This window comes from Fusibacter paucivorans (genome assembly GCF_018390735.1).
In the GTDB taxonomy this organism is placed as follows: Bacteria; Bacillota; Clostridia; order Peptostreptococcales; family Acidaminobacteraceae; genus Fusibacter; species Fusibacter paucivorans.
In genome coordinates this window covers 38,734-54,206 of record NZ_JAHBCL010000031.1, presented here as the reverse complement: position 1 = coordinate 54,206, position 15,473 = coordinate 38,734, and the positions used below count along the sequence as shown (strand labels likewise).

8 protein-coding genes are annotated in these 15,473 nt (G+C 40.8%); 7 read left to right on the top strand and 1 reads right to left on the bottom strand.

What is annotated here, in order from left to right; translation table 11 throughout:
• The 7 genes from KHM83_RS15660 to KHM83_RS15630 all read left to right on the top strand — a co-directional run.
• The coding region (locus KHM83_RS15660; RefSeq protein ID WP_213237983.1) for an InlB B-repeat-containing protein at positions 1-5,065 on the top strand (5,065 nt) is incomplete at its 5' end.
• A gap of 660 nt (positions 5,066-5,725) precedes the next feature.
• On the top strand, positions 5,726-6,127 hold the full coding sequence (locus KHM83_RS15655; protein WP_213237982.1) for a nucleotidyltransferase substrate binding protein: 402 nt from the start codon (positions 5,726-5,728) through the stop codon (positions 6,125-6,127).
• Between the two features lie 3 nt (positions 6,128-6,130).
• Positions 6,131-6,454, top strand: a complete 324-nt coding sequence (locus tag KHM83_RS15650) for a nucleotidyltransferase domain-containing protein (protein WP_213237981.1) — start codon at positions 6,131-6,133, stop codon at positions 6,452-6,454.
• 90 nt (positions 6,455-6,544) lie between these two features.
• Complete coding sequence (locus tag KHM83_RS15645; protein ID WP_213237980.1) at positions 6,545-7,561, top strand: Wadjet anti-phage system protein JetD domain-containing protein; 1,017 nt, start codon at positions 6,545-6,547, stop codon at positions 7,559-7,561.
• On the top strand, positions 7,551-9,056 hold the full coding sequence (locus KHM83_RS15640; RefSeq protein WP_213237979.1) for a replicative DNA helicase: 1,506 nt from the start codon (positions 7,551-7,553) through the stop codon (positions 9,054-9,056). Before KHM83_RS15645 ends, KHM83_RS15640 begins: the two co-directional genes overlap by 11 nt.
• Positions 9,046-9,801 (top strand): DUF6063 family protein, encoded by a 756-nt coding sequence (locus KHM83_RS15635; protein ID WP_213237978.1) that lies wholly within the window; start codon positions 9,046-9,048, stop codon positions 9,799-9,801. Before KHM83_RS15640 ends, KHM83_RS15635 begins: the two co-directional genes overlap by 11 nt.
• Complete coding sequence (locus KHM83_RS15630) at positions 9,785-14,227, top strand: hypothetical protein (protein ID WP_213237977.1); 4,443 nt, start codon at positions 9,785-9,787, stop codon at positions 14,225-14,227. Before KHM83_RS15635 ends, KHM83_RS15630 begins: the two co-directional genes overlap by 17 nt.
• 30 nt (positions 14,228-14,257) lie before the next feature.
• On the opposite strand, the gene KHM83_RS15625 is transcribed toward KHM83_RS15630, so the two are convergent.
• Positions 14,258-15,472: an ATP-binding protein gene (locus tag KHM83_RS15625; RefSeq protein WP_213237976.1), complete on the bottom strand. Its 1,215-nt coding sequence runs from the start codon at positions 15,470-15,472 to the stop codon at positions 14,258-14,260.
• Position 15,473 lies beyond the last annotated feature (1 nt).

The window sequence follows — 15,473 nt, the reverse complement described above, 5'->3', positions numbered from 1 at the left end:
TTACCATGTTTCTTATAATAGCAACGGCGGCAGCAGTGTTGCCGGTGTGACGGTAGACTATAATAGTACTTTTACAAAACCAACCGATCCAGCACGAACAGGTTACAGTTTCGGTGGTTGGTATACGGACGATAATACCTTTGCAGATGCATGGGACTTTGCCACAGATATCATGCCTGCAAACGATTTATCCCTTTATGCAAAATGGCAAATTAATGGTTACCATGTTTCTTATAATAGCAACGGCGGCAGCAGTGTTGCCGGTGTGACGGTAGACTATAATAGTACTTTTACAAAACCAACCGATCCAGCACGAACAGGTTACAGTTTCGGTGGTTGGTACACGGATGACAGTACTTTTTCGGATGCATGGGACTTTACCACAGATACCATGCCAGCAAATGATTTATCCCTTTATGCGAAATGGACGATTAATGCCTATGATGTGACATATAATAGCAACGACGGTAGTAGTGTTACAGGCGTGACGGTAGACTATAATAGTACTTTAACAAAACCAACCGATCCAGCACGAACAGGTTATAGTTTTGGCGGCTGGTACACAGATGATGGTATTTTTTCGGATGCATGGAACTTTATCAATGATACCATGCCTGCAAATGATTTATCCCTTTATGCAAAATGGACGATTAATGCCTATGATGTGACATATAATAGCAACAGTGGCAGTAGTGTTACTGGTGAAGCGGTGAACTATAATACTGCTTTTACAAAACCAACCGATCCAACACGAACAGGTTACAGTTTCGGTGGTTGGTATACGGACGATAATACCTTTGCAGATGCATGGGACTTCGACAATGATACCATGCCTGCAAGTGATTTATCCCTTTATGCGAAGTGGACGATCAATGCCTATGATGTGACATATAACAGCAACGGCGGCAGCAGTATTACAGGCGTGGCGGTAAATTATAATAGTACTTTTACAAAACCAACCGATCCAACGCGAACAGGTTACAGTTTCGGTGGTTGGTACACGGATGACAGTACTTTTTCGGATGCATGGGACTTTACCACAGAGACCATGCCTGCAAATGATTTATCCCTTTATGCAAAATGGACGATTAATGCCTATGACGTGACATATAATAGCAACAGTGGCAGTAGTGTTACAGGCGTGACGGTGAACTATAATAGTTCTTTTGTAAAACCAACTGATCCAACGCGAACAGGTTACAGTTTCGGTGGTTGGTATACGGACGATAATACCTTTGCGGATGCATGGGACTTTGACAATGATACCATGCCTTCGAGTGATTTGACTTTATATGCGAAATGGACAATCAATGCCTATGATGTGACATATAACAGCAATGGTGGCAGCAGTGTTGCAGGTACAACTGTGAGCTATAATACTGCTTTTACAAAACCAACCGATCCGACGCGAACAGGTTACAGTTTCGGTGGTTGGTATACGGACGATAATACCTTTGCAGATGCATGGGACTTTACCACAGATACGATGCCGGCGAGCGATTTATCCCTTTATGCGAAGTGGACGATCAATGCCTATGATGTGACATATAACAGCAACGGCGGCAGCAGTATTACAGGCGTGGCGGTAAATTATAATAGTACTTTTACAAAACCAACCGATCCAACACGAACAGGTTACAGTTTCGGTGGTTGGTATACGGACGATAATACCTTTGCAGATGCATGGGACTTTACCACAGATACGATGCCGGCGAGCGATTTATCCCTTTATGCGAAGTGGACGATCAATGCCTATGATGTGACATATAACAGCAACGGCGGCAGCAGTATTACAGGCGTGGCGGTAAATTATAATAGTACTTTTACAAAACCAACCGATCCAACGCGAACAGGTTACAGTTTCGGTGGTTGGTACACGGATGACAGTACTTTTGCGGATGCATGGGACTTTGCCACAGATATCATGCCTGCAAATGATTTATCCCTTTATGCAAAATGGACGATTAATGCCTATGACGTGACATATAACAGCAACGGTGGCAGCAGTGTTACAGGCGTGACGGTGAACTATAATAGTACTTTTGTAAGACCAACTGATCCAACGCGAACAGGTTATACATTTGGCGGTTGGTACACCGACGATAATACGTTTGCAGATGCATGGGATTTTACCAATGATGTCATGCCGGCAAGCGATTTATCCCTTTATGCAAAATGGACGATTAATGCCTATGACGTGACATATAATAGCAACGGTGGCAGCAGTGTGCCAAATGTTCTAGTAACTTATGGCAACAAGATTACGACGCCGAAAGCGACGACGCGTACTGGCTATACATTCGGCGGCTGGTACACGGACGATAATACCTTTGCAAGTGCATGGGACTTCGACAATGATACGATGCCAGCAAGTGATTTAACCCTGTATGCAAAATGGCAAATTAATGGTTACCATGTTTCTTATAATAGCAACGGCGGCAGTAGTGTGCCAAATGTTCTAGTGACTTATGGCAACAAGATTACGACGCCGAAAGCGACGACGCGTAGCGGCTATACATTTAGTGGCTGGTATACAGATGACGAGACTTTTGCAAAGAAGTGGGATTTTACCACAGATACGATGCCAGCAAGTGATTTAACGCTTTGTGCGAAGTGGACGATCAATCAATACCATGTATCTTATAATAGCAACGGCGGTAGCAGTGTACCAAATATCTTAGTGACTTATGGCAATAGGATTACAGCCCCAAAGGCGACAACGCGATCAGGCTATACATTTGGCGGCTGGTATACGGATGATAATACGTTTGAAGATGCATGGCACTTTTTAAGTGATACCATGCCGGCGAATGACTTAGACCTTTATGCAAAATGGGAAATGATTGTTAATTCTGACTTGAATGGATTGAAGGTAATTGGACATTCGTTTAATCAAAGTTTTGATGCCAATGTGATGACGTATTCCGTTGATGGTGTAACTGAAAAAACAGTAGCGGTTCAGGCGCTGTTAGATCCCGCCCAATATGCAAGTGCTTCAATCAATGGTGAAATGGTCACAGATGGTTCACCAATTGAAATTGCACTTGCCAACGGTGCAAATGTTGTTAAAGTCATTGTAACGGCTCAAGACGACATAACAACGAAAGCATATACGATTATTATTAATAAACTTAGTGATAAAGCAAATCTTTTGGCTCTAAATGTTGACGAGCATGATATCGTTCCGAAATTCACAACGTCAGCGACAAGCTATACTGTCAATGTTACAACAAGTAGTTCATTGGCTGTAACGTTGGTTCCGGAAGCAGATGCAAATGTTGACTTGGCAGCTTATCACATAACATCTGTAAACAGTATACAGATTACGACGAGCAGTTATCTGACCTATACCACCGTATCTGTAACGCCAAGTTATGGCACACATACGTATGCGTTTGAAGTAACAGCCGCGAATGGTATTGATAAAAAGACATATGTGTTGACCGTTATCAATAAAGATGGCGAAGCCGGTTTACGTGCGCTTCAGATCAATGGGCGCGATGTAGACGTAACGAACAGCGGCAATCGCATCATCTATCATTTGCCGGATACGGAAAATAATGCAGTGGGTTTGACGCCGTTTGCTGCGTCATCTCGAATACAAAGTTTGACATTAAATGGTGAGCCTGTTATGAGCGGCGTGACGCAGACGATGCAGTTAGCGATAGGCGTTAATACGTTTGAATTTGTAGTAACTGCGGAAAATGGCAATCAAAAGACCTACATCATAAATGTAACACGAGAACGGAAATCGTCGAAGCCTACGGCTAATAATAATGAAGATAATCCGTTAAAAGTACCCGTTGAAGTGATTATTAACGGAAAAGGACAACAGGCGGGAACGGAATCGACAACAATGATTGACGGCAAGAAAATAACCACGATCGTCGTTGATCCAGAAACTGTTCGCGAGAAGATCGCAGAGACAATGATTCAGGAAAATACAGAAGAAAATTCAATTATCATACCAGTTTCCAATAAAGAAAGCACTGCCGTACACGCTCAACTGACAGGTGATCTTGTAAAAGAGATGGAGCAAGAAGACTTTAAATTAACAATTTCAGCGGATAATGTTGAATACGCGTTACCTGCAAAAGAAGTTAACATTAGCACTGTCGCGGCTAAATTAGGTATTGAAGAAGCAAATCTTAAAGACATCGTTATTGATATTGCGATTGATAAATTGGATGATGCAACCGTTGGAACAATTATTGAAAAAGCTGCAAATGGTAATTTAGAAGTGATTTATCCACCAATTGCATTTAACATTCGTGCAACTGTAACGACAAAAGACAATGAAATACAGCAAGTGGATATAAGTCAATTTAAAAGTTTTGTAACGCGCAAAGTAGCTTTGCCTGAAGGTGTTAATGGCTCAAAGATTACGACGGGTGTTGTCTATAATGAAGATGGCACATTTAGTCATATTCCGACGACTGTTACTTTGGAAGACGGTATTTATTACGCGGTTATGAATTCTGTGACGAATTCAAACTATTCTGTGATTTATCATCAAGTTTCAGTTGATGGTGCAAAAGGACACTGGGCGGAATCGTCAATCAATAATTTGGCATCAAGATTAATCATTGAAACGATAGATAACTTTGAACCGAACGCCAGCATTACGCGTGGTGAATTTATTGAGTACGCTCTAAAAGCCTTCGGCCTTTACCGATCAGGAGATGCGGACATGTCTTTGTTTAAGGATATGGATCCACAATATGCCCGTGTCATAACCATCGCAAATCAATATGGTATTGTAAACGGCTATGGGGATGGGACTGTACGGACATCATCCGAAATAACACAGGAAGAAGCTATGGTCATTTTAACTCAGACAGTAGATGCGTTTGCTGTTTTACAAAATGGGGCAGAAGCAATGACGGCAGCTAATTACGGTGACGCAAGCGAATGGGCGAGTTACGCCGTTAATCGTATGATTTCACAGCGCATTATGATTGATGAGGATACGTCATCAGTTGATCCACATGGTAACCTTACTTATGCGGAGGCGGCTGCTACGATCGAAAATATTTTGATCAGAGCCGATTTGATTAATGAATAGAATGATTGCATAATTAGAGTTTAAATATATAAAAAATTGGGATGTTGCTTCAATGTCTTACAGGATTATAGATGACTTTATGATCACTGTTTGATCTTGTTCAGCCATTCTTAATCATTTTGGTATGCTTTATATTAAAGTATGAGAGATTGTCAGGGAAATATGAATTTTAAAGACCTGCTGCTCCAAAAACAATAAACTGCTAGAAATAGGACCTCTGAAATGCCTAAATCTAGCAGTTTTATTTTGGATTTGATCAAATAACGCTATTTTTCACAGCAGAAAGCAATGCTATTGCTTGTCTGATATGACATTGCCTTACCCACTGAGATAATGCTACGCAGATATTATTCACCTATTTGCCGTCGTCCACACATAGACGATATCTCCTGTACAAAGGATTGACTGGTCTAATCCCTCTTAAATACTGTATAGATTAAAACGGAAAATAACATGGTGCGATTATAATCTTTCCGGCCCGAATGACTTTATTTTTTCAATGAAAACGAACGTTAGAGATCTGAATGATAATTTGGTATAATTGAAGCATCAATACCGAAGTGGAAACACCAGAGTATTAAAGGCTCATATAAGTTTTGGTCGTGGCAGAAATGCACGAATGTATCGGCGTACTCAAGAAGCAGTAGAACGGAGCGCAAAATGGATCATTTTAAAGAAATTCGCTGGAAACAGCGGTTTAATAATTTTGAAAAGGCTTATAATCTATTAAGTCAATACATCGATAAACCGATTGAAACTGAGCTTGAACGGGCGGGGATCATACAGCTTTTTGAAATTGCCTTCGAACTTTCATGGAAGGTAATGAAAGACTACCTTGAAGCACAGGCCTTCAGCGTAAAAAGCCCTAGAGAAACGATCAAACAGGCTTTTCAGATAGGACTCATTGAGGATGGTCATGTTTGGATTGACGCGCTCACGGACAGAAATTTAACGGTTCATACCTATGATGAAGCATTTGCAAAAAAGATGACGGCAGATATTACAAATATTTATTTTCCTGAATTAAAAAAGCTATATGTAAAACTCTACGAGGAGTTATAAACAATGTATGGATTACTTGATAGAGACTTAAAATACATTCTCAGAGTAATGGCTCATTTTACGGAGATCGACGAAGTCGTTATTTTTGGCAGCAGAGCGATGGGGAACTATAAAAAAGGATCTGATGTTGACCTCGCCATTGTTGGAAAGCGCATTGACAGAGCGATACTAAGGAGAATTAGTGATTATTTAAATGAAGAATACCCGTTGCCGTACTTTTTTGACGTCATAAGCTATCATGACATTGCCAATACAGAACTCAAAGCACATATTGATCAGGTTGGAAAAGTTATCTACAAACGCGCAAATAATGAACACATAAAATGAGCAGCAGTGCAAGGCTAATATCAAAATGAAATTTTTAGGCTACAAAACGACTAAGCGAAAATGCCACATATATCAAAAAAGGTGATGAAAATGAAGCATCGTATTTTAAGACAGTTAAAACAGTACAACAAAAAGCGCATCACGTTTCTTGAAATTTGTGATTTTGTACCGCCGGATACACCGATGGAAAGTGTTTATGAAGTTGTGTCAATAATTGCATCCGAAGGCTATCTTTTACCAACGCTAAACAGTGGCTTAAGATTAGAAAATCCGGTAGTCTATAACGCTTATACCATTGATAAGTCCTTTTTAAAGAAAGAAGACTATAAAGATCTGCAAAGCTATGCCTTGAAGCTTAATAAGCACATACTGCTAGATGCTTATTATGAACTGCCGAAAAAGGTTTTCAAGAGGGATCTTATACATATTGAAAAAATCAATGCCTACTTAAATGAAAATGGCCTTGCTGTTTCATCGGCGACGATTCAAGAAAGAGCTTATGATCTCGTAGGAGATGAAAAATGGCTTATCGAAGGTGATGGCGTAAAAGTGCTTAATCGACTTGGTTTAAAAAGCTTACGGGAGAATATCATATCAGATGAACCGGTGATGTTTGCATTGCAATCTAAGTTTTATGAAAAAAGGTGTCATCAACATTTAATCGTTGAAAACAAAGCGATTTATTTGAGGCTTCTGACAGAGCTTGAAACCTCAAATTTTTCAACGCTTATATTCGGTGCAGGATGGCGTATCCTCGCTGGAATTGACTTGTTTACAAAGCAGTTTCCGTTTCAGAATGTGCCGAACAAATACTATTATTTTGGCGATTTAGACCATGAAGGCATTAAAATCTATGAAGCCTTAAACGCGAAGCAAGCCATGATCTTGGCGATTCCCTTTTACAAAGCAATGCTGAAAAAGAGCAGAAGCTCAGGTAAAACGAATCAATTACCGGATGCGTATGCACTTGATCACTTTTTAAGCCACTTTGATGATGAAAGTCAAGAAAAAATCAAAACATTATTAGCAGAGGGTGCTTACTATCCTCAAGAATCACTAAAGAAAGAAGAACTAAAGCGATTGTGGGAGCAGTGTCATGAACTTTGATTATGCGATGATTTTTAGCCAGTACCAAGAACGCGTGAAACGAATGGCGCTCCATGAGCCGCTTATACAGCTGGAACGCAAACAGCTAAAAGATCTTTCAGGTGAACGGATTAACATGTACGACATGGGCCTAGTGACCCTTTTATTCTTTTTTGAATGCAAACTTACAAGAATTCAAGAAACCGGCATTGAAGAGCTAGCGCGTTTTGTCATGCATGTGACGCAAAACCAATACACAATGGACGATAAACTGGCACTGCGCATTGCCAATGATGTTATTCAAGCCTTTCGGCCATCCAGTGGCAAACGGCTTGCAAAAGTATTTCATAATTATGAAACAGGTGTAACTGAAACCATCTATTATTCTATTCTTAAAGCATCAAAATCTGATTTGCAGACGAATAGACAATATTATGAATTGGATGAAGACGGTTTGGAGCTTGTTTTTTCCACTAAAGAATACTTTAGTGAATATCAGATTTCGATCAGTCAGATGCTGCTTCGAAAGCAACTTGAAAAGGGTGAATACAACGGTGCCCTAAGGCAAATTGAAGAGATGCAAATGAACGTTAACACTTTGCAGGATCATATTGGAAGGCTTAAACGCGAAGTGATTCGAAACATCACTTCTGAAGAAGTATCAAAACGCTATAAGCGATTGATAGAAGATATTCATCACCGACTGGAAAGAGAAAATGAAGAATTCAATTTGCTGGCGCAATTTGTCAAAGATACATTGGTGACGCTGGCGGGGACATTAAAAGAAGATAAGGACTTTGATATCTATAATAGCGCCTTGCGTGTTGAAAAGGCACTTAATAAAGTACATCGTCTGCACCATCGGCTGTTCAACGAAAGTATTGAACTTAAACGCAGTGTCTTGATTGCAGCGCGAGAAGCTTTGTATCATGTGGGTCTTCAAACATTTAATTTTAACAAAGAAATCGTTGGCAGCATGTTGTCAAGGCCATTTCCCGTTGAAGTGACTAAACAGCTCATGGCACCATTTTTAAGATTAGAAAAAGCAGAAGTGTGGTCGCCGACAGCTGTTTTCTTTACACAGAGGATTGTCAATCGAGAGGGGCAGACAAATCCCGCTTATTTTTTTGAAATTACGCAGAATGAAACGATTGAAAATAGCCAGCGCGCAAAAATTTTTCAAATCATTACAGAACACTTAATCACATCTTTAGGCCATGAGACAACCATTGATTTATCTGATTATATCGCGCTGATCAGAGAAACAGATCAACATGCATGGCTGGAGACGCGAACTTTTTATGATTATTGGATGGTATTGCATCAGCTATCGCCAATACGTTTTGAAAGCATTACAGGAGAATCGCACAAAGACCTAATCCAAGTCGTTGTAGATGTATGCAAAACGCGTTTTAGTGCTTTGCAAGTCAAAGAGAAATCAGAAATCATAACGCCGAATGCTCGCTTTGCCATAAAGGACATGACCATTCAATTAGAGGTGAAATATGAACTATAACCTACAGCAAATTCAACAGGCATTTCGAATTTATGCAGAACTAAGCGTCCGCGGGGAGCTACTAATCGCAGAAAGCGAAGCCTACATCTATGATGACCACATACGTGGACTCGTCGATACCTTTGCATCTGAAATGAATGCAGCTGTTCTTGTGACGAGTGAATACCTGCTGCTATTGCCGCTTAGCATGGCCTCGCCATTTCATATTGCCAATGATGCGTTAAAGCGTGATTATTTACCATCAAAAGCGCAAAACAGTGATATCTATCTGTTGTATTTCAGCATGATTATCTTTTATGGTCTCTTTTATGACAGCTACCAGACGACGGATCCCATACGTGATTTTGTAACCTATGATATCTGGCTTGAAGCAATCAGTGAAGCGATTGAAACATTGGCCTCGCTTGATGAAGCTTACGTAACCTACATTCAAAAGGATATGCAATATAACTGGAAAGCCATTATTGACAAATGGCAAACACTGGATGACACAAATGAAAAAGTAAAAAATCAAGATTTGAGAACACTAAGCCGATTGAGCTTCTTAAATGGTGTCATTAAATTTATGGACGATCAGCACTTAATTATACACTATGGCAATCAGGAAATTGGGATTTCAGATAAATCTATGGATATTGTTACCCGTTATTATATGGATTCCGAATACAACAGAGGCATCTTAGAAATCATTTATGGTGATGAGAAAAGCGAAGTAAACGAGGTGTATCATGGCGTCAATCTCTAAAATCAGGCTCACAAATATTATTTATGAAGAGGGTAATAAACGTTACAACGATGAAGTTTTTGTTATGGATGGCAATAACACTGCGATTCTTCTAGAGAATGGCGGCGGGAAAACCGTCCTGGTACAAATGATTTTACAGGCGATACTCCCAGGTCACGCACATGCGGATCGCAAAATTCGCGAAACACTCATGCTAGACGCAAATCCTGCTTATATTGCGATTGAATGGATTCTAAACGAACATCCTAGGCAATATCTATTAACCGCCGTAGCACTTTTCATCAAGAATAACCAGCTTGAAAGCTATAAATACATCTATGAATACGGTGCTCAGGATGCCCATGATATCGAACACTTGCCCTTTACCATTCAAATGGAATCTGGTCATATGCGCCCCTCTTCGCAAGAAGAAATACGCGAGTATTTTTTGCGCATGAAAAATGAGAAAATGACGGCACAACTTTTTGATCGAAATTATCAATACCACGAAGTGCTCGAAAAGACTTACGGCATTTCAAACCGTGAATGGTTAAATATTTCTAAAATCAACAAATTGGAAGGTGGTGTCGAAGGCTTTTTTGATCAATGCACAACGACATCGCAGCTGGTTAACAATTTGCTGATTCCAACAATTGAAGATGCACTGGAGCAGTACGGTGAAAACCTGTTTGTCGAATCTTTTGAAAAACATCGTGGACACCTTAAAGACTTTAAAGAGTTGCAGAAAACGATCCATCAAAACCAGTCTATTCTTAAGCATATTGAAGCTTATGTGTCCGTATTTCGCGCATATCACGAGAAAGAAAAAGCTTATACACGTGAACAAGGCGTCATAAAAGGACTTTATCACCATGTGCTAAATGAAATAAAAGACCATGAAGCACATGGACAAGCGATCGAAGCTGAGGCGCAGGCGCTTGAAGCGCGACAAAAAGATGTTGATAACCTAGACAGTTCGTTGACATTGGCACGTGAAGCAGCATTGCTTCAGGACCTGACGATAGCTAAAACAAAAGCTGTAAATCGGTATGAAGAGACGCTGGAAGCGTTAAATGTAATGAACAGGGAACTAAGTGAACTGGAGTATTTTCAATATCTTTCAAGGACTGAACGCGAAACTGAAAATTTAAATGGGATTAATCGACGGTTAGAAGCGTTAAAAACAGATACCGCTTTTGAAAAAGTGAAAGAGGCACTAGCGTCTTGCAAAAGACAGCTTAATTTTCGTTTTAAAATGCAGCTCTCCCAATTGGAAAGTGACATTAAACTAAAATCTGAAGCGCTTGAAGAGAAGATGCAGCAAAAAATAAATACAGTCCACTTGCAAGAAGAAGCAGAGAAAGTACATCGGGCAAGCAGTGCGCAAGTGAGCCATAATAGCGGCGTCATTGGCGAAAAAGAAGCACAACTGATGAAAAAACGTCAAAAGCTTTTCACACTGGATCAAGATGGAGTGCTAAAAGACTACCGTATACAGCTCAAAAAGGATTTAAGACAGCAAGAAGAAGAAAAGCTCGCTATTTTAAAAGAAATTGATAACGAGCAAGTGCGCCTATCAGAAATTGAAACGACAATAAAAACAGATCGCGAGGAACGGCAGCGGGAAAGTGAGACGGCAGCCGTCTTAAAGAATTATTTTAAAAACTATGAAGAAGCTGAAAGTATTTTAAAAGCACGTTATACCGAACTGACGGGTCAGCGCACGACACAGAAAAAAATTGATACGCAGCAGCAGGTTTTATTTGAAGGATTGAACAGCACCGTGGCATTTAAAGAGAAACGTGATGAAATACTGCAATATGACATTGCACAGCATCAGTATGAATCCCAGCAACATCACGATGCCGAGGTATATATGGCAGACCCTGTCTGGATACAAAAAATGCAGCAATGGGAACAGCAATACCAACTGGTTGTGCCGGGAACGACCTATTTAAAAGAACACATTTTGGACAATCAAAAAATTGACGACCTCATAGACGCCTACCCCTATTGGAGTGTAAGTGTCGTGGTACTTGAAAAGTACAAAAAAGCAGTGGCAGAACGTCTTGAGCATCATCGCCAAGCGCTAAAGCATATTTTGTTTGTCATATCTGACCAAGATGTTCGAAATATGCTAGAGACGCCTATTCGCCCCCAAGAGGCAGTATCGATTATTCCCGATGCGTGGCAGGCTTATATTGATACAGATGTATTTAAAACGTGGCGGGAAAATTTGGCGTCGATGTTAGCCGAATTCAGAGAAGAAGCACAGGCGAATCGTGCCCTCATCGATTCCTATAAGCTTATGAAATCCCAACTGACTGAACACCTTCAAAATTATCCGGTTGAAACAGTCGTGCAGAATCGCGAACAACTAAATCGAGCAGCGCAGCACATTACCGAATTATCTGAAAAAATAAAATACGCGGAACGCGATCAGTCACTCACAGCGGAGAAGCTGAAAAGCAACCGACAAAAGTTAAACAGTCTTGTCGATAGTATTCATCAGCTCAATCAATGGTATCAGGTAACAGAAGATGCTATTCGAACAGAAGCCGAAATTGAAGACCTGCAAAAGCAACAGTTTACACTCAATGAAGCGGTTGAAAAGCAGGCGAGAATTATTCAGCAGCATAAAGAAAATATCACTGCAATTGAAACGACTATCCAGACGATGCAGACAGCCGTACAGCAGGCATCAAATACACGCCAGATGCTATTGAAGCAGGATTTATACCGGAGGGTCAGTACCGATCTGCCGGAGCAGACGTCAGAATCTTTAGAAGTACTAGAAAGCCGATACCATCATTTATCCGATATGCTGGCAGATCAGGATCAGAACTACAGATCATTACAACAACAAAAAGAGCGCTCTGAGAACGAACTTCAAAAATGGCAGGGACTGTTAGCCGAAATGGAAATGCAGCTCGAGGAACTGCCGAAGGCGCATTTACGGCCAATGGATATTGATACAGAACTCGCAATGATAAAGCGCCGGCATAAAGAAGTAGATGCGCTGTGCAAAAAGCAGCAAGATGAACAAGCAAGTCTGAATACAGGCTGGTCGGCAAAAGACGCGGCTTATACAGCGAACGTAAATCATCATTTAGAAATTTACGGCACGCGAAAACCAATTGAAATGGCCAATGACGCAGTCGAAAAGCAGATCGTTAAAATGCGTTTCGAGCTCAAGAACGCTCGACAGCAGCATGCGGCAAAAACAACTGTTTGGCAGCAATTAGACCATACATTAAATGCTGTTGAACGTCTGCTTAGTACGCAAAATGGCAAGTATGATTATCTGAATCCATGTATTAAAGCGATTGAAATTTCAGATGCCATGTGTCAGGAATACCCTTATAAACGCGAAGATTTCACTGAGAGCATGCTCAAGGCATTAGAACAAATAAAGCAGGAACGCGATCGAGAAGCAGGGAGGAAAGATGACTATAAACGTGAATTCGAAACCTTTTGCCGATCTGATATTGACGATCTCAAACTTCGCAGTCAAACGCTGTCTGTTTTAAACCATCGCGATGATTATGAACGCATTAAAGAATGGGATGTCGAAATGCAGCAGAAGGTTATGCGAATCATTGAGATTACAGAAAACAATCTTCGTGAACATGATCGTGAGATTACGAAGTTTATCGACTTGCTCTACAATTATCTTTATACAGTCGCAACGGAGCTGTCAATGATCCAGCGGAAAACGCGTATTAAATTTCAAGCACAAACCAAAGAAATCTACAGTATTAAATTACCCGTATGGGATGAACAAAATGCCAGAACGGCGATTCGAGAATACTTGATATGGATGATGGATAAATTGCAGGGCAATGCCTACCGTGACGATACCGGGAATGAAGATGCGCAGAAAATGAGAATAGATGTTAAAGCATGGCTGAAAACATCCCGATTGCTCCAGAAAGTGTATCAAGGAGAACCCATAAAAGTTAAATGCCGCAAGGTGACAAATGATGGCTTAATCAGTAGCTTACCATCGGATTGGGAAATGACCAATAAATGGTCTGGTGGCGAAAAATGGAGTAAAAACATGACACTCTTCCTTGGGTTACTCAATTATCTGGCTGAAAAGCGACATCATCACTTTGGCAGTCGCCAGATGAGCCGGACAGTCGTGTTGGATAATCCATTTGGTAAAGCGTCGAGCGGACATGTCCTCAGACCAGTTTTTAGCATTGCCGAACAGTTGGGTTTCCAGCTCATTGCATTAACAGCGCTTGCCGAAGGTAATTTTATCAGTGAGTACTTTCCTGTGGTTTACAGCTGTAAGCTTAGGCCTTCAACAGACCCTAAAATTCAAGTGATGTCAAAAGAAAGCAGCATCAACTATGCCTATCTGGCAGATCACAATCCGATGAGCATTCACCGATTGGAAGAAGATCAGATTCAACAGATGAATTTGTTTGGCGTTCTATAAAATATGAGAAAGTGTGGCTGATTTTTAGGACTAAATCAGCCACACAGGCACTGCCCAGGCAGATTGATTAACAGGGATTAAGTCATCGGCCATGCAAATAATGCTTCCCATGCCAGGCGATGTGCCTGTCTTATCCAGAAGTGAAAAATGCCTACCGGCGTTGTTTTTTGGATGACTGCTTTTTTTAATATCGATCGGATAGAGCTTGCCATCCGCTTCAATCATGAGATCAATTTCCTTTTGATCAAAATCTCTATAATAAAATACGGGCGGCCTTTTACCGGCGTTTAAATAGCTCTTGATAATCTCAGAGACGACAAAGGTTTCAAAAAAAGCACCGGACATGGCTGAAATTTCAAGCGTTTCACTTGAAGTCCACCGCGTTAAATAGGCACATAGACCCGTATCCATAAAATACATATTTGGCGCTTTTACGATGCGCTTGAGAGCATTGTTAAAATAGGGTTCAATGAGGACGACAATGCCTGAAGAAACCAAAAGCGAAAGCCACCTCTTTGCTGTAGGAGAGGTGATGCCTACATCCTTCGCAAGCTCAGCATAATTTACCATTTGGCTCGTCCTCGCAGCACATGCGGTTAAAAAGCGCTGAAATTGCATTTCATCAGCAACTTGTGATAAATCGCGAATATCGCGATGAAGATAGGTATCGACATATGAGGCATAATACCTTTCGATGCTTTGCGCCGATGTATGAACAGCGGGCATGGCGCCTTTAAATATTTGCGTGTAGATGTCATGCAAATTCATTTTTTTTACATGTGACATTCTTGCCATGAGCCGCTTTGGATCGGTTGTATAGGGTTCGTTTTGGCAACCGTTTATCTCAGAAATTGAGAGCCCTTGCATTGGCACGATTCCAACTCTTCCAGCTAAACTTTCGCTAACCCCCTTCATCATTTGAAACATTTGAGACCCCGTGAGCCAAAAATCACCATTGTTTTTTGTACGGTCAACATGCAGCTTGATATAAGGGAGCAGAGCAGGCGCGTACTGAATTTCATCAATTGTAACAGGCGGCGCATACCTTTGCAGGAATAGCAGCGGATCAGTATTCGCTAATTGCCTTGCTATAGGATCATCCAGACTTACATACTGACGATTATCTTCTGCAATGGACGCCAGAAGCGTCGTTTTCCCCACTTGTCTTGGTCCTGTCACGAGTACAACCGGAAAAGTATTAGACATTTCTTTTATGACAGATTCTAGTGCTCTCTTTATATACATC